Annotated in this window: 17 protein-coding genes; 9 read left to right on the forward strand and 8 right to left on the reverse strand. The window is 58.0% G+C overall.

Annotated features, from left to right (window positions below; genetic code table 11):
- Positions 1–86 precede the first annotated feature (86 nt).
- From J8Z22_RS21260 to J8Z22_RS21300, 9 genes are all read left to right on the forward strand, one after another.
- Positions 87–1604 (forward strand): YifB family Mg chelatase-like AAA ATPase, encoded by a 1518-nt coding sequence (locus tag J8Z22_RS21260; protein WP_252008073.1) that lies wholly within the window; start codon positions 87–89, stop codon positions 1602–1604.
- A gap of 84 nt (positions 1605–1688) precedes the next feature.
- The gene (locus tag J8Z22_RS21265) at positions 1689–2567 is read left to right on the forward strand and encodes an acyltransferase (RefSeq protein WP_211227261.1); all 879 of its coding nucleotides are present in this window, start codon (positions 1689–1691) and stop codon (positions 2565–2567) included.
- Between the two features lie 6 nt (positions 2568–2573).
- Positions 2574–3512 (forward strand): acyltransferase, encoded by a 939-nt coding sequence (locus tag J8Z22_RS21270; protein WP_028111262.1) that lies wholly within the window; start codon positions 2574–2576, stop codon positions 3510–3512.
- 270 nt (positions 3513–3782) lie between these two features.
- Positions 3783–4490 carry a GntR family transcriptional regulator gene (locus J8Z22_RS21275; RefSeq protein WP_252008075.1) on the forward strand — a complete coding sequence of 236 codons (708 nt, stop codon included), beginning with the start codon at positions 3783–3785 and terminating at the stop codon, positions 4488–4490.
- On the forward strand, positions 4487–5371 hold the full coding sequence (gene prpB / locus J8Z22_RS21280; protein WP_028111625.1) for a methylisocitrate lyase: 885 nt from the start codon (positions 4487–4489) through the stop codon (positions 5369–5371). The genes J8Z22_RS21275 and prpB overlap by 4 nt, the downstream gene beginning before the upstream one ends.
- A 52-nt stretch (positions 5372–5423) precedes the next feature.
- Positions 5424–6551 carry a 2-methylcitrate synthase gene (gene prpC / locus J8Z22_RS21285; RefSeq protein WP_252008082.1) on the forward strand — a complete coding sequence of 376 codons (1128 nt, stop codon included), beginning with the start codon at positions 5424–5426 and terminating at the stop codon, positions 6549–6551.
- A gap of 61 nt (positions 6552–6612) precedes the next feature.
- Complete coding sequence (gene acnD / locus J8Z22_RS21290; protein WP_028111259.1) at positions 6613–9222, forward strand: Fe/S-dependent 2-methylisocitrate dehydratase AcnD; 2610 nt, start codon at positions 6613–6615, stop codon at positions 9220–9222.
- A gap of 53 nt (positions 9223–9275) precedes the next feature.
- Positions 9276–10454: a 2-methylaconitate cis-trans isomerase PrpF gene (gene prpF, locus J8Z22_RS21295; RefSeq protein ID WP_252008083.1), complete on the forward strand. Its 1179-nt coding sequence runs from the start codon at positions 9276–9278 to the stop codon at positions 10452–10454.
- Between the two features lie 135 nt (positions 10455–10589).
- Positions 10590–11111, forward strand: a complete 522-nt coding sequence (locus J8Z22_RS21300; protein WP_252008084.1) for a type II secretion system protein — start codon at positions 10590–10592, stop codon at positions 11109–11111.
- A gap of 96 nt (positions 11112–11207) precedes the next feature.
- On the opposite strand, the gene J8Z22_RS21305 is transcribed toward J8Z22_RS21300, so the two are convergent.
- From J8Z22_RS21305 to J8Z22_RS21340, 8 genes are all read right to left on the reverse strand, one after another.
- Positions 11208–12269, reverse strand: a complete 1062-nt coding sequence (locus J8Z22_RS21305; RefSeq protein WP_252008085.1) for a porin — start codon at positions 12267–12269, stop codon at positions 11208–11210.
- Between the two features lie 123 nt (positions 12270–12392).
- Positions 12393–13355 carry a formate dehydrogenase subunit gamma gene (locus tag J8Z22_RS21310; RefSeq protein WP_252008086.1) on the reverse strand — a complete coding sequence of 321 codons (963 nt, stop codon included), beginning with the start codon at positions 13353–13355 and terminating at the stop codon, positions 12393–12395.
- Between the two features lie 60 nt (positions 13356–13415).
- Positions 13416–14006 (reverse strand): molecular chaperone, encoded by a 591-nt coding sequence (locus J8Z22_RS21315; protein ID WP_028111254.1) that lies wholly within the window; start codon positions 14004–14006, stop codon positions 13416–13418.
- Positions 14006–14554: a 4Fe-4S dicluster domain-containing protein gene (locus tag J8Z22_RS21320; protein WP_028111253.1), complete on the reverse strand. Its 549-nt coding sequence runs from the start codon at positions 14552–14554 to the stop codon at positions 14006–14008. Before J8Z22_RS21320 ends, J8Z22_RS21315 begins: the two co-directional genes overlap by 1 nt.
- 10 nt (positions 14555–14564) lie before the next feature.
- A complete protein-coding gene (locus tag J8Z22_RS21325) occupies positions 14565–16769 on the reverse strand; it encodes a molybdopterin-dependent oxidoreductase (RefSeq protein ID WP_028111252.1) in 2205 nt (734 codons plus the stop codon).
- A gap of 237 nt (positions 16770–17006) precedes the next feature.
- On the reverse strand, positions 17007–18470 hold the full coding sequence (locus tag J8Z22_RS21330; protein ID WP_035414868.1) for a disulfide bond formation protein B: 1464 nt from the start codon (positions 18468–18470) through the stop codon (positions 17007–17009).
- A 9-nt stretch (positions 18471–18479) separates the two neighbouring features.
- On the reverse strand, positions 18480–18647 hold the full coding sequence (locus tag J8Z22_RS21335) for a hypothetical protein (protein WP_169629180.1): 168 nt from the start codon (positions 18645–18647) through the stop codon (positions 18480–18482).
- 91 nt (positions 18648–18738) lie between these two features.
- On the reverse strand, positions 18739–19701 hold the full coding sequence (locus J8Z22_RS21340) for a LysR family transcriptional regulator (RefSeq protein ID WP_028111251.1): 963 nt from the start codon (positions 19699–19701) through the stop codon (positions 18739–18741).
- Positions 19702–20134: the final 433 nt, after the last annotated feature.

Below are 20134 nucleotides of genomic sequence, written 5' to 3' on the forward strand. Positions count from 1 at the left end.
CAGAATTGTAACAATTTATTAATCGAGCCAACCCAAAGCAAAAACATCTAAACTTGAAGCACCGTCGCCATTGCAGGGAGGCAAATATGGCGCTAGCACAGGTTCTTACCCGAGCCCAGGTGGGGATTGAAGCCCCCCAGATTCAGGTGGAGGTACACATCACCGGTGGCCTGCCCTCGTTCACCCTGGTGGGATTGCCGGAAGCCTCGGTACGCGAGGCCAGAGAACGGGTTCGGGCCGCCCTGCAGAACGAAGGATTCGACTTTCCCGCCCGCCGCATTACCGTCAATTTGGCCCCGGCCGATCTGCCCAAACAGGGCGGACGATTCGATCTCGCCATCGCCCTGGGTATTCTGGTGGCAACCGGTCAATTGCCGGAAGAAGCGGTTAACAATTACGAGTTCTACGGCGAGCTGTCGCTGTCCGGCGCGGTTAAATCTTGTACCGGCCTGCTGCCTGCGGGCCTGGCGGCTCAGAAAAAACAGCGGGTGATGGTGGTGCCGGCCAGAGACAGCGACGAATTGCAGCTGATCCCCGGCATTCGAGCGATGCTGGCCTGCCAACTGCGCCCGCTGGTGGCAGCGCTGATGGGGCAGCAGCAACTGCCCGGCCTGACCCCTTTGAACCCCGCCACCTTCCCACCGCTGGCCCACGGATGTCTGACCGACATCATCGGCCAGCAACAGGGCAAGCAGGCCCTGATGATTGCCGCCAGCGGTGGCCACAACCTGTTGTTTCTGGGGCCACCGGGCACCGGTAAAACCATGCTGGCAAGCCGGTTCTGCGATCTGCTGCCGCCCCTGACCATCGAAGCCGCCCTGTCGGTGGCGGCCATCCACTCAGTTGCCGGCCGTCCCCGGCAGCCGGCGCAACTGCTGCAGCGACCGTTTCGGGCGCCGCACCACTCCAGCTCTGCCGCCTCGCTGGTGGGCGGCGGCGGCATTCCCCGACCGGGCGAGATCTCCCTGTCTCACCACGGCGTGCTGTTTCTGGATGAGCTGCCCGAGTTCCCCCGCACGGTGCTCGACAGTCTGCGGGAGCCGCTGGAGTCCGGCGAGGTGGTGATCTCCCGCGCCGCCGCCAAACTGACCTTTCCCGCCCGCTTTCAGTTAATTGCCGCCATGAACCCCAGTCCCTGCGGCGAGACCGGCGCTCAGTCCCGCTCGACCCCGGAGCAGATTCGCCGCTATCTGGCCCGCCTGTCCGGGCCATTTCTGGATCGCTTCGATCTGACCGTCGAGGTCAGCCGCCTGCCGCCGGGCCAGCTCACCGACACGGCTCAGCGCGGTGCCCTCACCAGCGCCGAAGCCCGCCAGCAAGTGTTACTGGCACGCCAGCGGGCACTGACCCGTCAAGGCTGTCTCAATGCCGAGCTATCATCGTCGAAATTAAACCAATCTGTCGGCATCAGCAGTGAAATGGCAGACTTTACCGAACGTGGCGTGACTCGTCTCAAGCTCTCCATCCGCGCCTTTCATCGTCTGCTGAGGGTCAGCCGCAGCATCGCCGATCTGGATGACTGTGACCGGGTCGAACGGCGCCATGTGGCTCAGGCATTTGGCTATCGGGCCATGGACAAGCTGCTGACTCAGCTGAATGGCTGAGTCATGGGCCGGGTTTTTACTTGAGGCTCTGGTCGGAGCTGTTTAACATATCAGCATATTAAGTTCTTGTTATGGATAGATCTGTTGACCACTTTACGCGGCATGCTGGCCTTTCTGGGCTACATCATCAATACCCTGTTCTGGTTCCCTCTGGTGTTTGGCCTGGGGCTGCTGAAATTGTTGCCCATTGCGCCGCTGAAGCGCCTGTGCAGCTGGGGAGCCGATCGCTGCGCCAGCGCCTGGATCACCATCAACAACCTGAATCAACGCCTGCTCAGCGGTACCCGGGTCGTGGTGCATCCGCTGCCGGAACTGTCCGTTAAAGAGTGGTACATGGTGATCGCCAATCACCAGTCCTGGGTCGACATCCTGATGCTGCAACGGCTGTTCATTGGCAAAATTCCCTTCATTAAATTTTTCCTGAAGGCAGAGCTGATTTTCGTGCCCTTTATCGGCCTGTGCTGGTGGGCACTGGACTTCCCCTTTATGCGCCGATTCAGCCGCCAGTACTTGGAAAAACATCCACATATGAAGGGGAAAGACGTAGAAACCACCCGCAAAGCCTGCGAAAAGTACAAACACTCGCCGGTCACCATCATGAACTTTGTCGAGGGCACTCGCTATACTGCGGCCAAGCATCAGCGGCAAAAATCGCCGTTTGACCAACTGCTCAGACCAAAGGCCGGCGGCTTAGCCTTTACCCTAGACGCCATGGGAAACCGCCTGGATACCATGTTGGATGTCACCATCTACTACCCGGACGGCGCGCCCTCATTCTGGGATTTTATGTGCGGCAGGGTCCGCCAGGTCGAAATCTCCGTTGAAGCCCGCTCCATGGAGGCGTTGCATCGACTGGGGTACGATACCCCGGAAAACAGAGCCGCCTTTCAGGATTGGCTCAACACCTTGTGGCAGGAGAAAGAGCAACTCCTTGCTCAGCGCAGTTACGAAGATAAGCAATAGAAAACTATGTTGAATTTTTTACCTGGCCCGGTGCTGTTTGTTCTCAATGCCTCGTTGGCCGCCTTGAGCATTCTGTTCTGGAGTTCGGTCATCCTGGTGGTGGCCATAGTCAAGATGGTGATTCCCGTTAAGGGGATCAGACTGAAGCTGTCGTGGTTGCTGAACCATATGATGCGAGGGTGGGTCATCACCAATGCCGCAGTCTTTCGGCTCACCACCAAAACCCAATGGAACATCACCGGCCTGTCGGACAAGCTGTCCACCCAGGGCTGGTACCTGGTGATCTCCAATCACATGAGCTGGGCCGACATCTTCGTAGTCTCCATCGTACTGAGGGACAAAGTGCCGATGCTGAAGTTCTTCCTCAAGCATCAGCTGATCTACATTCCGATCATGGGCGTTGCCTGCTGGGCACTGGACATGCCGTTCATGCGCCGTTACTCCAAGTCGGAGCTGACCAAAAACCCCAAGCTCAAGGGCAAGGACATCGAAACCACCCGACGCTCCTGCAGCAAGTTCAAGGAGATCCCCACCACGGTGATCAACTTTATCGAGGGGTCACGGCTGACGCCGTCCAAACATCGCCGCCAGCGCAGCCCCTATCGCTACCTGCTGAAACCCAAGGCCGGTGGCATCGCCTTCGCCATGGCCACCCTTGGCGATCAGTTTGAACATGTTCTGGATCTGACCATCGTCTATCCCGGCGCACCGGAAAGCATCATGGCCGCCCTGCTCAGCGGCCGTCTGGACACCATTGCCGTCGACGTGCGGGTTATCCCCATGACCGAAGTCCCGCAGGGCAACTACGATCAGGACAAGGCGCACCGAGTGGTGTTTCAGCGCTGGCTGAACCAGGTGTGGGAACATAAGGACACCACCATAGACGCCCTGCTGAAGCAGCACCGACATAAGCCCGGCTTCTACGAAGCACTGGCTTCCAAGTAGCATCAGCGATTCAAAAAGGCGGCCAAAGGCCGCTTTTTTTGTGCCCGCGCTACGAGCATCAAACCCTGGATTGTCAACAATCTGGAGAATTACCCACTGAATCACTCGGGTAATACGGCCATAAAACCACCATGGATATCGATAGACATTTTTAAAATAAACATATAATTCAACATCTTAAGCTCAACTCACTTTGAAAACCGCCACCGCGACTAACACTAACGTCTAAGTTAACATATTGTTGACAATCAGCTGGCAAGATCACACACTGTGACCCATGTCTCACTTGGCTGTTTTTTGATCATGACCGACACCCAACGCCAACCCACTCTGGCCGACCAACTGGCAGACAAGCTGCAAATCGCCATCGTTCAGGGAGAGCTGCGCGCCGGCAGCAAGATCAGCGAACAGGATCTGGCCGCCCACTACGGCGTCAGCCGGGGCCCACTGAGGGAAGCCCTGCAAAAACTGGAGCGCCGACGCCTGGTGGTGCGGGCGCCACACATCGGTGCCCGCATCGCCCGCCTGACGGCCGAGGAACTCAACGACCTGTATCAGGTTCGGGCCGAACTGGAGGCCATGGCGTGTCGTCTTGCTGCGACCCGCATCAGCGGCCACCAACTGGCGCAGCTGCATCAGCTTTTGGAGCGTCAGCAGCAGGTGTTCAACAATCAACCAGGGGATTATGCGGTTCACGACGACATCGATTTTCATCTGGGCATCATTCACGCCAGCGGCAACCAGACGCTGATCCACACCCTGACCGACGACCTGTACCACCTGCTGCAGATGTACCGCAACCAGTGCAGCGCCGGTCGGCGTCCCACCGAAGCCCTGAAGCAACACCGACGTATTTTAGACGCCCTCTCCGACGGAGATGGCGAACTCGCCGCCCTGCTGATGCGCCGCCACATCGAATCCGGCCGCGCCAATACCGAGCAGGTGCTGCGCACCCAAATGGAGGAACGTTTAGGATGACTACACCCACCCCAGGCCAGCGTTTTCGCGACGCCGTTGCCACCGCCAAGCCGCTGCAAATTGTCGGCACCATCAACGCATACATGGCCCTGATGGCCGAGCAGAGCGGTCATCAGGCCCTGTACCTGTCCGGTGCCGGGGTGGCCAACGCCTCCTTTGGCTTGCCGGATCTGGGCATGACCTCCATGAATGACGTGGTGACCGATGCCAGCCGCATCACCGCCGCCACCGACCTGCCATTGCTGGTGGACATCGACACCGGCTGGGGCGGCGCCTTCAACATCGCCCGCACCATTCGAGAGTTTGAACGGGCCGGCGTCGCGGCAGTGCATATGGAAGATCAGGTGGCTCAGAAACGTTGTGGTCACCGCCCCAACAAGGCCGTCGTCAGCATCGACGAGATGTGCGATCGCATCAAGGCCGCGGTCGATGCCCGCCGCGATGACAGCTTTGTCATCATGGCCCGTACCGATGCGGTCGCCGTCGAGGGGCTGGAGAGCGGCATCGAGCGTGCCCAGGCCTATCTTGAAGCCGGCGCCGACATGATCTTCGCCGAGGCCCTGACCGAATTGGATCACTATCGCCAGTTTAAGGCCCAGGTTAAGGCGCCGATCCTGGCCAACATGACCGAATTCGGCAAGACCGAGTTGTTTGACAAGCAGGCGCTGTTCGAGGCCGGTGCCGACATGGTGCTGTACCCGCTGTCGGCGTTCCGCGCCGCCAACGCCGCCGCCCTCAATGTGTATCAGGCCTTGAAACAGGACGGCCATCAGCGCAGCCAGGTGGATCAGATGCAAACCCGCATGGATCTGTACAAGTTCCTCGGCTATCACGACTACGAAAACAAATTGGATCAGCTGTTTAAAGACAGCAGCAGCTAACGGACGCGGCTGCTGCGGCGGCCAAGACATTTACGGACAGAAGGAATGGATCATGGTAGATAAAGTATTGGGAGGCGCAGGCCTTCGCGGTCAGAGTGCCGGTGAAACCGCATTGTGCACAGTGGGCAAGTCCGGCACCGGGCTCACCTATCGCGGCTACGACATCGCCGAATTGGCCGACAAGGTCAGTTTTGAAGAGGTGGCTTATCTGCTGCTCAAGGGCGAACTGCCCAACACCGAGCAGCTAAGTGCCTACCGCAGCAAACTGAAAAACCTGCGCGGCCTGCCGCAACCGCTGAAAACCGTGCTGGAGCAGATCCCCGCCGATGCCCATCCCATGGACGTGATGCGCACCGGCTGCTCGATGCTGGGCAACCTGGAAACCGAGGCCGGTTTTGAGGATCAAGCCGACATTGCCGACCGTCTGCTGGCGGCCTTTCCCTCCATCATCTGTTACTGGTATCGCTACAGCCACGATGGCGTTCGTATCGTCACCGAGACCGAGGATGAACAGATTGGCGCCCACTTCCTGAGGCTGCTGCACGGCAAAACGCCCAGTGAACTGCATGCCAAGGTGATGGATGTCTCGCTGATTCTCTACGCCGAACATGAGTTCAACGCCTCCACCTTCACCGCCCGCGTCTGCGCCTCCACCCTGTCGGACATGCACTCCTGCGTCACCGGTGCCATCGGCTCGCTGAGGGGGCCACTGCACGGCGGCGCCAATGAAGCCGCCATGGAGCTGATCGAAGCAATGCAGGATGAGCAGGATGCCATCGCCACCCTGAAGCAGAAACTGGCCGACAAAGAGAAGATCATGGGTTTCGGCCACGCCATCTACCGGGAATCGGATCCCCGGAACGCCATCATCAAAGGCTGGGCCGCCAAGCTGGCCGAGGAGTTCGGTGACGACCGCCTGTACCGGGTGTCCGTGGCCTGTGAGCAAACCATGTGGGAGGAAAAGAAGCTGTTCTGCAATGCCGACTTCTTCCACGCTTCCGCCTACCACTTCATGGGCATCCCCACGAAGTTGTTTACACCGATCTTCGTCTGCTCCCGCCTCAGCGGCTGGGCCGCCCATATCATGGAGCAACGGGCCAACAACCGCATTATCCGCCCCAGCGCCGACTACACCGGCCCCGAGCCCCGGGACGTTCCGGCTCTGAATCAGCGCCGCTAACCGGATACCGGGTGGGTTTCGGCCCACCCGGTCGACGATCACTTTTTGGGTTTCTGATGTTATGAACACTGCCTATCGCACCACCCTAACCGGCACCGGGCTGGACTATTTCGACACCCGTGCCGCCGTCGAGGCGATCCAACCCGGCGCCTACGATGCCCTGCCCTACACCGCCAAGGTGTTGGCCGAAAACCTGGTCCGTCGCTGCGATCCGGACACCCTGACCGCCAGCCTGAGCCAGATCATCGAGCGCAAACGGGAGCGGGACTTCCCCTGGTTCCCGGCCCGGGTGGTCTGCCACGACATTCTGGGACAAACCGCTCTGGTGGACCTGGCCGGCCTGCGGGACGCCATCGCCGAGCAAGGGGGCGATCCGGCCCGGGTTAATCCGGTGGTCCCCACCCAGCTGATCGTCGACCATTCGCTGGCAGTAGAGCATCCCGGCTTCGACGCCGATGCCTTTGAGAAGAACCGGGCCATCGAAGAGCGCCGTAACGCCGATCGGTTTCATTTCATTGACTGGTGCAAAACCGCCTTTAAAAACGTCGATGTGATTCCCGCCGGCAACGGCATCATGCACCAGATCAACCTGGAAAAGATGTCACCGGTGATACAGGCCCGTGATGGTGTGGCTTTCCCCGACACCTGTGTCGGCACCGATTCGCACACTCCCCACGTCGACGCCCTGGGGGTGATCGCCCTCGGCGTCGGCGGCCTGGAAGCGGAAACCGTGATGCTGGGACGCCCCTCGATGATGCGTTTGCCCGACATCGTCGGCGTGGAACTGACCGGCCAGCGCCAACCCGGCATCACCGCCACCGACATCGTCCTGGCACTGACCGAGTTCCTGCGCAACCAACGGGTGGTCTCGGCCTATCTGGAATTCTATGGCGACGGCGCCCGCAGCCTGACCATTGGCGACCGCGCCACCATCGCCAACATGACCCCGGAGTACGGCGCCTCCGCTGGCATGTTCTACATCGACGAGCAAACCATCGACTACCTGACACTGACCGGTCGCGAACCGGAGCAGGTGGCCCTGGTGGAGCAGTACGCCAAGACCACCGGTCTGTGGGCCGACGCCATGGCTCAGGCCCGCTATGAGCGGGTGCTGACCTTTGACCTGTCCAGTGTCGGCCGCAACATGGCCGGGCCGTCCAACCCGCATCGACGCCTGCCCACCAGTGACCTGAGCCAACGAGGCATCGCCACCGATCTGGCCCAGGCACACGCCCAGGAAGCCGAAGGACTGATGCCCGATGGCGCGGTGATCATCGCCGCCATCACCAGCTGCACCAACACCTCCAACCCCAGAAACGTGGTGGCAGCCGGCCTGGTGGCCAAGAAAGCCAATGCCCTGGGGCTGGTGCGCAAGCCCTGGGTCAAGACCTCCTTTGCCCCAGGCTCCAAAGTGGCCCGCCTGTATCTGCAGGAGGCGGGGCTGCTGCCGGAGCTGGAGAAGCTCGGCTTCGGCATCGTCGCCTACGCCTGCACCACCTGCAACGGCATGAGCGGCGCGCTGGATCCGGCCATCGAAAAAGAGGTGATCGATCGCGATCTGTACAGCACCGCCGTGCTGTCGGGTAACCGCAACTTCGACGGCCGCATTCACCCCTACGCCAAGCAAGCCTTCCTGGCATCGCCGCCCTTGGTGGTGGCCTATGCCATTGCCGGCACCGTGCGGTTCGACATCGAGAAAGACGTACTGGGCCACGATGCCGACGGCAACCCAATCACCCTGAAATCCATCTGGCCCAGTGACGACGAGATCGACGCCATCGTTGCCACGGCGGTGAAACCGGAGCAATTCCGCCAGGTGTACGAACCGATGTTTGATCTCGATGTCGACTATGGCGATGGCATCGACCCCTTGTACGACTGGCGTCCCACCAGCACCTACATTCGCCGACCGCCCTATTGGGAGGGCGCGCTGGCCGGAACCCGCAGCCTCAGCGGCATGCGGCCTCTGGCGGTGCTGGGAGACAACATCACCACCGACCACCTGTCGCCTTCCAACGCCATTCTGGCCAGCAGTGCCGCCGGGGAATACCTGGCAAAAATGGGCCTGCCGGAGGAAGACTTCAACTCCTACGCCACCCACCGCGGTGATCACCTGACGGCGCAAAGGGCCACCTTTGCCAATCCCAAGCTGCTGAATGAAATGGTGAAAGACAATGGCGCCATCACTCAGGGATCCCTGGCTCGCATTGAGCCTGAGGGCACCGTTACCCGCATGTGGGAAGCCATCGAAACCTACATGGAACGCAAGCAGCCGCTGATCATTATCGCCGGTGCCGATTATGGCCAGGGTTCCTCCCGCGACTGGGCCGCCAAAGGGGTGCGGCTGGCCGGCGTGGAAGCCATCGCCGCCGAAGGGTTTGAGCGCATTCACCGCACCAACCTCATCGGCATGGGGGTGCTGCCGCTGCAGTTCAAACCCGGCACCACCCGCCTGACTCTGGGGCTGGATGGCAGCGAATGCTACGACGTCATCGGCACCCCCGCACCGGGGACGGACCTGACCCTGGTGGTGCACCGGGCCAATGGTGAACAGCTGCAGGTGCCGATGACCTGCCGGCTGGATACCGCCGAAGAGGTGTCGGTGTACGAGGCCGGCGGGGTACTGCAACGCTTCGCCAAGGACTTCCTCGACGCCGAAGCCAACCGTTAACCGTGATGGCGGCACCTCGAGTGCCGCCGCACTGAATAAGGAACCCCACTCCCATGGATCATCTTCCTCAACTGCGCGTAGCCGCCACCTACATGCGCGGCGGCACCAGCAAAGGGGTGTTTTTCGCGCTCAATGATCTGCCCGAAGCGGCCCGAGTCCCCGGCCCGGCCCGGGATGCCCTGCTGCTCAGGGTCATCGGCAGCCCCGATCCCTACGGCAAACAGATCGACGGCATGGGCGGAGCCACCTCCAGCACCAGTAAGACGGTGATCCTGTCCGCCAGCGAACGAGCGGATCACGACGTCGACTACCTGTTTGGCCAGGTGGCCATCGACCGCCCGTTCGTGGACTGGAGCGGCAACTGTGGCAACCTGACCGCCGCCGTCGGCGCCTTTGCCATCAGCAATGGTCTGGTGGCCGCCGACCGCATTCCCCGCAACGGCCAGGCTACCGTCCGCATCTGGCAGGCCAACATCGAAAAAACCATCATCGCCCGGGTCCCCATCCGAGACGGCCAGGTGCAAGAGAGCGGCGACTTTGAACTGGACGGTGTCACCTTCCCTGCCGCCGAAGTGGAGGTGGCGTTTGCCGATCCGGGCGACGGCGACCTGTTCCCCACCGGTCGGGTGGTCGATCGCCTCGAGGTGCCCGGCATCGGCCAATTCGACGCCACCCTGATCAATGCTGGCATTCCGACCCTGTTTCTGCGAGCCGAGGATCTTGGCTACCGCGGCACCGAACTGCAGGATGCCATCAACGGTGACGCCGAGGCGCTGGCGCGGTTTGAAACCATTCGCGCCTACGGTGCCGTCAGAATGGGCCTCATTGGCCACATCGACGAAGCGGCCCAGCGCCAACACACCCCAAAAATCGCCTTTGTGGCCCCTGCCGCCAGCTACCAGGCCTCCAGCGGCAAGCTGGTTGAGGCCGACGCCATCGACCTGACGGTGCGGGCGCTGTCCATGGGCAAACTGCATCACGCCATGATGGGCACCGCCGCAGTGGCCATTGGCGCCGCCGCCGCCGTACCCGGCACCCTGGTCAACCTCGCTGCCGGGGGCGGCGAGCGCGACTCGGTGCGCTTCGGGCACCCCTCGGGCACCCTCAAGGTGGGCGCCAGTGCCCAACAGCGTCAGCAACAGTGGCACATCGATGCCGCCACCATGAGTCGCAGCGCCCGAGTGCTGATGGAGGGCTGGGTGCGACTCCCCGCCGAGACCCTGATGTTTTAACCCTGAGGAGCCCGGTCCTGCCGGGCTCACAGTTTGCCCCTCCGCAGCCGGTCAGCTACGACCAGAACTTGAACAGATTGGCATTGTGGCTCAAAATTCCCTTCTTAAACTGCATCCCCTGACGGAACCAACACTGTGAACACTGTATCGCCGACTAAGGGCTTCACCCTGATTGAACTGACCGTGGTACTGGTGCTGCTGGGCATCCTGGCGGTGGTGGCCGCGCCGCGCTTTATCGGCCTGGGTGCCGATGCCCGGGCCGGGGTACTGACTCAGTTCGGCGCCGCCGTCGAGGAAGCCAACCAACAGATGTACTTGTTGTCGAAACTGCCCAGCTACCGGGCCCGGCCGGTGTCCGGCCGCGGCGATCTTACCGACGTCGACGTCGATGGTGACGGCACCTTTGAGACCCGCCTGAAGTGCGGTTATCTGGACAACACCGACGTCGCCAAACGCCTCGACTACAGCGACGACAACCTCGGATTTGAGTACGAAGGGGTGGACAAGGTCTACTTCGGCTTCGGCGACAGCAACATCAAGGCCAGCCAGTGTTACTTCATGTATCAGCAAGCCTACGGCACCACCAACCCGCCAAGTTGCGATCGCGACGACCCCAATGCCGCCCCCAACTATCAGCTGGAGTTCAGTGGCTGCTGACAAAAAAAGGCAGCCTTGCGGCTGCCTTGGAGGTGAGGAGATAAGTCCGCAGGATGGTCAGGGGCTAACTCGAACCATCACAGCGTTTCAATCCGGTTAGAAATTCCAGCCCAGATCGAAGTCGTAACGCATGCCCACGGCGATGGAGGTGTCCTTGTCGCTGTAGTCAAAGTCTTTCACCAGGTACTCGACGTGGAAGCGCAGGTTGTCGGCGGCGTTCCACTCCAGGGTGGTGTTGTAGCCGTCGTAATCCTTGCTGCTGTTGTCCTTGACGCCATCTTCAAAGATGAAGTAACCCAGTTTCACCTTGTATTGATCGGCAAAGGGGAAGGCCAACGCGGTGTCCAGAGTGCTGCCACTGCGGTCGACACCGTTGTCCAGGTTGTAGTCCTTATCCTGGTAAGCGGCGGCCAGGTACAGGCCGTTGTCGAAGCTGTACGCCACCACGCCACCAATGGTCTGGTCGTCGCCAACCACCTGGTTGCTGTCGTCGAGACGATCCTGGGTCACGTACCCCAGACCCAGGTGCAGACCAGCCAGGTCATAGCCTACGCCAACGTTAACCATGTCGGCGTTATCGTCGCCTTTGTCACCGTTGATTTGCGCGCCGGCCATCAGAGTGAAGCCCTGCTTCTGCAGCTTGTAGGTGACAAAGTTGTCAACAAAGAATGGGCTTTCGGCGTCATAGGCAAACGGGCTGTTGCCGTGGTTAAAGATGTCCACGTACTCCGCCACCAGGGTGTACTGGGCCGGACGTTGCTTGCCCACACCCAGCTGACCATAAGGGGTCGCCAGCGCCACGTACGCCTGACGGGCCTTACCGAAGTCGCCATTGTTGGAGATATCAACGCTCCACTCACCCTGGGCGATGGCCACCCAGCCATTGCTCAGTTCGGTCTGAGCCTTAATGCCAACCCGGGACAGGGCATCGCGCACGTCCCACTTGCCGTTGTCACCATCGTCCAGGTAATTGAAGGTCGGACGCAGGCTGCCATACAGGTTGAAGCTGGTGCCTTCGGCCAGGGTCGGGGTCTGTTGTTCCAGTTGCTGAACGCGCTCGGACAGGACACGAACCTGTTCTTCCAGAGAATCGGCGGCAACGGCGTTCACGGATACTGCGGCGATGGCGGCGGCCATCAAAGTCATTTTGGTATTCATTGTTACAAACTCATTCCATAAAGCACTACGGGGCTGCACCTGCTCCATGAGGGAGAGGCGTGCAGCATGGGTATCAATGAGATGGCCCCACGAATGTGGGGCCATTAATGCATCAAACGATGATTAGGACTTGCGTACCTGTTTCAGCCACAGGTTGTGGTGTTGCTTGGCCCAGTTTTCATCACACTTACCGGAAACCATGCACTCCATACCACCTTCAGACATGATGGTTGCCATGAAGATGTGCACCACGGCGAAGGCGCCCAGAACCACGGCACTGACCAGATGAAGAATCAGGGCCAGGTTGGCACCGTCTTTGGTCTCCGCCAGGCTGGGGAACATCATCACCAGGCCGGAACCGATCATCACCAGACCGAAGATGGCGAAACACCAGAACCACAGCTTCTCACCGGCGTTGGCAAAGCCCGCATCCGGGTGCTTGCCCTTGAATGAACCGAAGTTCAGGTAACCACCGGCGGCTTTGAACCAGCCCAGGTCACAGGCTTCTGGCATCTGCTTCGGTGCCCACTTCAGCACCATCACGGCCCAACCCAGAATGAAGGGGAAAGCCATCATGTCGTGCAGAGACACCGAGGTGTTGATCACGCCGATCCAGTGGCTGGCGCCCATGTTCGGCTCCAGCAGGAAGCGGCCAGCGCCGATCACCAGACCAGTACCGATCAGGAACAGACAGGCGATGCCGCCAACCCAGTGCACAAACACGTCCATGCCACTCCAGCGGTCGATCTTGTTACCGGAGAAACCATTGGTCAGCTTCGACTTGCCGTTGATGACCACGAACGCGGCCAGCAGGGCAATCATGCCGAAGAACGAGTAGATCAGCAGATCGGCCCAGTAGCTGGCCGGAGACAAGGTCTCCAGGTAGCCCTGGTTGACGACGGTGTTCACCACCGGCAGCTCAGGCTGCATGGGCATGCCACGCAGCTCAGGGATATCACCCTGAATGCTGATCTCCTGGATCGGCTGCCACTGCTGAGGCTGAAGTTCGGCCTTAGGGGCCGCGACGGCTTGGCTGGCAAATGCCGACACCAACACCAGCTGAAATAAAGCAATCAAACGTTTCATTTTTAATCCTTAGGTGCCAAACAGGCTCCCGTACAGGCGGGGGTGGTTACCCCACCAGAATTAATGAGTCATTCGTGATGACAGGAAGCGACGCAATTCACCGGCATACAGGCGCCAGAAGTCGGTCTGGGCATGCTTCTCCATGCCTTCGGTAAACTTCTGGTACCAGGTCCCCAGGTGCAGGCTCAAAAACTCCTGAGCCAACTCCTCCAGGGCCGCCGCCGTGTCGCTGTTTTCCTGTTTCTGGTGCTCACTCACCAGAGCCTCTACGCAGTAGAGAAACTCCAACTCGTTGCCGATGTAGTCCGCCGGCTCGTTCAGCTTTTCGTCGATTACCAGACCGATGTTCTGATAGAAATCAGCCACCTTGACGGTGTCATCGGTGTTGATTTGACGGCCGCTGGCGCAGTAAACGGACTCGTAGGGTGGCACCAGTAAGCGGTATGGGCCGATGCACATGCGGTTGAAGTCACACTCCAAATCCTCTGGCGCGTCGGCGTACCGCTGCGCTTCAGCCAACAATTCGGGATTGCTGCCGCTGGCCTCCAGATAGGCGATGAGGTTAGCCACAGACTCCGGGTTGGAGGGGGCAAACACCATGCCTTTCAGGGCGTGGTACGCGGAGGCGATCGGTCCATAGTCGCAATTCATCACGCACGCTCCTTGATAATCACCATGTTTGGCTTGGTCACGCAGTCTGAGTAACCGATACCCTCTTTGCTGGCGGATGCCTTCTGGTCCAGAACCTGGTGGATCTTGTCCTGATCCAGGCACTGTACCGGGCAACCATCAACACAGGCAGGCTTCTTACCCTGGTCAATCAGCTCGATGCACATGTTGCACTTGGCCGCTTTGCCGTCGGTATCCACCATGGCCACCGCGTCGTAAGGACAGGCAGACACACACAGACCACAGCCGGTGCACTTCTCGCGATCCAGGACCACCAGGCCGTCGTGACGAATGGTGTAGGCCTGAGCCGGACACACCATCAGACAGGCAGGGTTGCCACAATGCATGCAAGAGTGGCTCAACCACACATCAACAATGCCGTCGCCTTTTTCGACTTCGTAACGGTCTACCTTACGGAAGCGCACGTTCTCTGGCAGTTCGTTGTGAATCTGACAAGCCACGGTACAGGCACCGCAACCGACGCAGTTCTCTTGTCTGAATACAAATCCAAGTTGGTGTTTGTTTTCCATCGGTTACTCCTTAAGCCTTTTCCAGGCCGACACGGGTTGAGTGATAGGCCGAGCAACCGCCCATATCGGTCAACTTGTCGGTGGTGAGGTTGTTGGTACAGCTGGCCTTGCCCTGAGGGTCCATGCGACGCCAGTTGTTCTTTGGCGCCATGATGGTTCCTGGAACCACCTGGCTGGTCACCATGGCCACGAAGTGGGCTTCACCACGATGGTTGCTCAGACGCACCCGATCGTTGTGCTTAATGCCGTACTTCTCTGCATCCTGAGGGTGGATTTTGGCGAAGTAAGCCGGGAAGGTACGCATGTACTTCACGTTGTAGAAGGAGCTGTTGGCCCGCTGAGGGATCGCAGGAGACAGCAGACGGAACGGCAGTTCACGCTCCTCTTTGATCATCTCGTCTTCCGGCAGACCCAGGTCGATGACCGGATCGAAGCCGGCATTGGCCATGTAGTCGGAGAACAGTTCGATCTTGCCGCTTTCGGTGTGGTACTTGCCGTCACCGAAGAATGGCCGTGGCACGTTCACCTTAACGAATTTCTCACGGGCAATCTGCTCGTAAGTGATGCCTTCATAGGCGTAGTCATCGGTGTCCATGAAGTCACGCAGAATGCCTTCGTGGTCAACCTGGAACTCCGGATCATCGAAGCCCATGTGGTGCGCCAGCTCTTTGAAGAAGGTCCAGTTGTCTTTGGACTCGCCCACAGGCTCGATCACCTTCTCACAGATCTGCTGGTAGTAGCAGTTGTAGTCAGGGCAGTAGTCATCAGACTCAAACTGAGTCGCCGCCGGTACGATGATGTCGGCCAGCTCGGCGGTATCGGTCATGATGAAGTCATGCACCACCAGGAACAGGTCGTCACGCATGGCGCCCAATCGACAGGCGTTGGAATCCGGTGCCACTGCAACGAAGTTGCCGTTGTAGTTGATCAGCGCGTGAATCGGCTTGATCGGCTTACCGTAGGCCGTCGGGTTGGTCGGATGAATCGCCTTGGCGATCTCGGTCATGTTGACGTGCTGAACGGTGTCGGAGTTGGTACGCAGGTGGGACGCGGTGCCCTTGGCGTAGTTCATGCCGTCGTCGGCCTGAACGTTGTCGTAGATGAAACCGTTACCGATCTGACCGAAGTTACCACCGATGGCGTGCATCATGGCGATGGCACGGGTCATACGGGCACCGTTGTAGTTACGCTGCATGCCGTAACCCAGGCGCAGAACTGACAGCTTGGACTCACCGTATACCTTGGCAAATTCAAACATCTTGGCCCGTGGCACACCGGTGACCTGCTCGACTTCGTCGTAGCTGATCTCATTCAGGCGTTTCACCAGCTCGTCGTAACCCAGAGTGTTCTTCTTGATGAACTCGTGGTCCACCAGATCCTTCTCCACCAGGTACTTCATGATACCGGCGGCAAGGTGAGTATCGGTACTTGGCTTAGGCTGCAACCAGATGTCGGCCTGAGACGCAATTGGCGTACGGATAGGGTTTACAACCAACAGCTTGGCACCATTGTCACGGGCACGGTTGATGTACTTGATGCCGTGAACGTTGGTGGCGGTTTCGTTCTGACCCCAGGCGATGTAGCAGTTGGTCTTCGGTGTATCTTCCGGATCGGGACCACGCCAGGTACCGGTCACAGACTTCAGGCCTTCATAGGCAGCAAATACACACACAAGACGGTCCAGCTGAGTGGCGCCCAACTTGTGGAAGAAGCGACATGGGCCGCCGTACTTGCCGATCATGCCTTCGTGGCCGGAGTAGGAGTAAGGCAGGACCGCTTCCGGGCCGTGCTCGGCTACGATGCTCTTCAGCTTGGTGCTGATTTCGGCGTAAGCCTCATCCCAGCTGATGCGCTTCCACTTGCCTTCGCCTTTCTTGCCCACCCGCTTCATGGGGTGCAGGATGCGGTCTGCGGCATAGGTGTACTGCACGTAGGTGTGGCCTTTCACGCAAGGAGAAGTACCGGTCTTCTCTTGCTCTTCGGCACCACTGACGTAGGTCATACGACCATCCTGAACACGGAACTTCAGCAGACAACGGTCAGCACAGTTACGGGCACAGGTGTGGTATTTAATTTCACCATTGCGTTTGTCGAGCAGGCTGTCATTTCCGCCCCGAGGCTTGGCGTTCGCAACACCAGGAGCCAGTCCGGACAAGGAGGTGAATACCGATGTAGCACCGACCCCTTGCAAGAACTTACGTCTATCGATTTTCATCATCTTACTACCAACCTTTTATAATCTATGAATTCAAGGTCAAAATATCGCTACGTTTTTAACCAGCTATTTTCAGTAACTTAAAAAGTCAGGCTCAATGGCAAAGTCAATTTTGCTTGAGGACAACTAAGGGTCATTCTTGAGCAGGGAATGAGAGAGATTAACCTCACCACCGAGCCTGAAACTGCACCAACAAATAAGCCTGAAATAGCAGGTCGAAAATAAACGAGTTACGATTTAAAGTGCGTACTGATAAACCTTATTAATTCCATTTTCGAATCCGGTCACCAACAGAGAGTTGCCAGTCTTAACCAGACCGTAAGGATTAACCGGCGCCGCCAGTTTGATGCCTTTTTCAATCTCTCCGGATTCGTTATCCATCACCAGTACTTCAGAACCGGAATTGCTCAGCAAGTAGCTGGCGCCATTATCGACGCTGATACCTGTGACCAGTGGCAGGTTCTGCAACCACTGTCCCTGCTTCGCAGCCACGGACAACGGCTGTTCGGCTGACAGAGTCATGTCTTCCAGCGCAAAGCGGGAAGCCACCAGGTTTTCGGTTTGTTCGTTCTTGGCGGTTACGCTGACGAACTGCTGCTTGTCGCTGTCAAAGCCGAAGGCAACGGAGTAGCTGTGCTTAGCACGCACGGTGGCAAACTGGCCACGCTCGGTTTCACCGATGCCATCGCTGCTTTCATTGAAACGACGATAGTTTACTTCCCAAGTCTGATCATTACTGAGAACCAGCTTGGCAAATGCCTTATTGTCTCCCATCACGACCAGCTCAGTCGGGGACACGAAGCCCACGCCCACCAGCGGAGAGATGTGCAGCATGTACATGCCATCGATGTCGGCCTTGGTGATCACCTTGGTCATGGTGGCGTCCAGGATGTAGACCCACATGTCGGTGGTGGTCACCGCGTACAGCTTGGCTTCCGGCTGGTAATCAATGCCGGTAACACGAGTCGCGATCTCTGCTGGCAGAGACAGGGTGCTCATCGGTTGCTGAGCCGCTCCTTTGTAGATAGGCGCAGTAGCGGTGATGGCATCGTAGTCAGGATCCGATACGGCATAAGGACCGCGGGCATCCGGGGAGTAGCTTGGCCAGTGATCCAGTTCCCAGCTCATGTACTTGGGATTGAACGACACCCGACCCGGGCTGTCCTGACCGACGAAAGGCGCGGGGCCGGTTTGGGTAAAGGCCTGAACGATATTGCCGGCAATCACAAACAGGAACACGTAGCTGGCCGCTTTCACCAGGCCGTCATTCTTGCTGCTGCGAGGGCTGTGCTCGGGGAACTTGTTGCCCAGGAACATCAGCAACGCCGCAACCACCACCAGCACCACCAGGAACACAAACAGGGCCCAGGAGTAGGTGTGAGCGCCCATGATCTTGACCGAGAAGCCCTGACCGATGTCGCTGGCAAAGTTAAAGCCGGTGTGTACCGAGGCCATGTAGGCACCGTAGATACCCAGGAACACCAACGCCGCAATGTACTTCGGCTTGAGGCCATAACGGACGATGTAGATGGCGGTCAGTGCCACCAGTACCATGGCGGTCCGCTCTTCCCAACAGAAGGCACAAGGGTTGTCCTTCATGATAAAGCCGAACACGAAGCAGGCGATGCCCACCGGCAGCGCCATGATTACGATGGAAGCCAGTGACGCCAGCTTATTAAAAATATCTCCACGACTGTTCATCATGCTTCCTTAATAGTTACCGATGGGCATCAAAGTGCCCCAAGACATCATGATCCAGATAAAGAAGCTCAATGCGATAGAGCCAAATAAAAGCCGATCCGCCAGCTTTTCTTTTTCAGGCTTTTTCAGCACCAAATAGGCCGCAAAAGCCATAATGCAAAAGTTAGTAAATTCCACCTGCCACCTCGATTAGGCAAAAAGGGTCCTCGATGGCTTCTCAGAATAAGAAGCCACCCTAAATAAAAAGTGTTATTTCAATTTGTTCGGATTAGCGCTCGGAGGCTTTACGCCATTCCTTTTCTAATCCGTAAATCAGTTTCGACTTCACCCAGTTGAACGAGGCCGAATTATTAATATCCCCATACAGGATATAGTTTCCGATATCTCGTTCAGTTCGGCGACGTTCGCGAATTCTACGCGCCAACTCATCAGGGAGTCGTACATAATCAACCCCGGGAACCATATCGACAAATTCACGAGTGAACTGGTTACAACTGAGAGTAATACTGTTGGATTCCGCCAGTAATCTCATGGCCGTTGCCACACTGTCTGTATAACCGGCCACTTCCATCTCACAGCCAATCTCACGACATAAGTTCACCAGTAAAGGGCAAGCAAGATCGTTATAATTGTCCAACTCCAACAGAGGATAACGACTCAGCATATCCAGAGTCAGTTCCTTATTGAATATCGAGTGTCTGCTGTTCGCCAAAATATAAAGGTCGGCGGTTTCAGCAAACATATCCCAATTCAGGTTTTTCCCCTCGAAGCCTTCGTAGACCACCATGAAGTCGATGTCGCCATTGGCCACCTCGGCGGTACAGTCATGACTCAGGGTTCGAATTTCAAACTTCAGGTTCGGTGCCTCAGGCATGATGTGCTGGTTCACCACTTTCTGTACCGCATACACAAACTCGTCGTACGCCAGAATAATGAACTGGCCACCGGATTCTTCCGGGGTAAATACCGAGTAGTGCTGCTCGATTTGCTGATACTGATCTACCAGCTTTTTTGCCAAAGGAATCAGTTGGTTAGTCTTTTCTGTGGGGATCAATCCACAGGAGCGACGCACAAACAGTGAATCCTTAAAAATGTCACGCAGTCCCTTCAAGGTCCGGCTGACGGCAGAAGCGGTCATTCCCAACTCATTTGCGGCCTGATGTCCTTGGCCATGCTTGTAAACCGCAAGTAACACTTTCAGTTGGTTGTAATTTAATTGATCCAGCTTCATGACACTCTTATTCGCGAAATAATTGGTGTGCGCAGATGGTCTAACTTTACGGATTGGCTGACTATTACACAGATCACATTATGGGGGGGCTAAATTCGAAGAACATGAGATCTCACCTAAGTTTCACTATTCGATATTTCCTTATTTTTCCATCGGCAATTCAGATGTGACTTTCCTCACTCCGAAAAGCACTGAAATCGCATTCACCTCACTGCTGTCAACTTAAGGCGCACATTAGCACCGGTAAGTCGTTTGCGGGGACAGCTCTCAAAATGCGTCAAAATCCACCCGTCGTCAAACTCCACACGGCTCCGACCATTTTCAGCGCTGGCAAAACGCATTTTGCGGTTCGTGCAAATTCGGTACGGCTTAACAGTTTTAACAATTGAATCCGGGGGGCTGTGATCCACCGCACCGCGCCAGCCTCGACGGC

Origin of the sequence: Ferrimonas sp. SCSIO 43195, from assembly GCF_023716685.1 — a bacterium.
GTDB lineage: Bacteria > Pseudomonadota > Gammaproteobacteria > Enterobacterales > Shewanellaceae > Ferrimonas > Ferrimonas kyonanensis.

What these genes read in the sequence shown, in the direction of transcription:
- J8Z22_RS21305 (WP_252008085.1), bottom strand. Translation starts at nt 12,269, where the DNA reads ATGAATACCAAAATGACTTTGATGGCCGCCGCCATCGCCGCAGTATCC.
- J8Z22_RS21310 (WP_252008086.1), bottom strand. Translation starts at nt 13,355, where the DNA reads ATGAAACGTTTGATTGCTTTATTTCAGCTGGTGTTGGTGTCGGCATTT.
- J8Z22_RS21320 (WP_028111253.1), bottom strand. Translation starts at nt 14,554, where the DNA reads ATGGAAAACAAACACCAACTTGGATTTGTATTCAGACAAGAGAACTGC.
- J8Z22_RS21325 (WP_028111252.1), bottom strand. Translation starts at nt 16,769, where the DNA reads ATGAAAATCGATAGACGTAAGTTCTTGCAAGGGGTCGGTGCTACATCG.
- prpF (WP_252008083.1), top strand. Translation starts at nt 9,276, where the DNA reads ATGGATCATCTTCCTCAACTGCGCGTAGCCGCCACCTACATGCGCGGC.
- J8Z22_RS21260 (WP_252008073.1), top strand. Translation starts at nt 87, where the DNA reads ATGGCGCTAGCACAGGTTCTTACCCGAGCCCAGGTGGGGATTGAAGCC.
- prpB (WP_028111625.1), top strand. Translation starts at nt 4,487, where the DNA reads ATGACTACACCCACCCCAGGCCAGCGTTTTCGCGACGCCGTTGCCACC.
- prpC (WP_252008082.1), top strand. Translation starts at nt 5,424, where the DNA reads ATGGTAGATAAAGTATTGGGAGGCGCAGGCCTTCGCGGTCAGAGTGCC.
- acnD (WP_028111259.1), top strand. Translation starts at nt 6,613, where the DNA reads ATGAACACTGCCTATCGCACCACCCTAACCGGCACCGGGCTGGACTAT.
- J8Z22_RS21330 (WP_035414868.1), bottom strand. Translation starts at nt 18,470, where the DNA reads ATGAACAGTCGTGGAGATATTTTTAATAAGCTGGCGTCACTGGCTTCC.
- J8Z22_RS21340 (WP_028111251.1), bottom strand. Translation starts at nt 19,701, where the DNA reads ATGAAGCTGGATCAATTAAATTACAACCAACTGAAAGTGTTACTTGCG.
- J8Z22_RS21315 (WP_028111254.1), bottom strand. Translation starts at nt 14,006, where the DNA reads ATGAATTGCGACTATGGACCGATCGCCTCCGCGTACCACGCCCTGAAA.
- J8Z22_RS21270 (WP_028111262.1), top strand. Translation starts at nt 2,574, where the DNA reads ATGTTGAATTTTTTACCTGGCCCGGTGCTGTTTGTTCTCAATGCCTCG.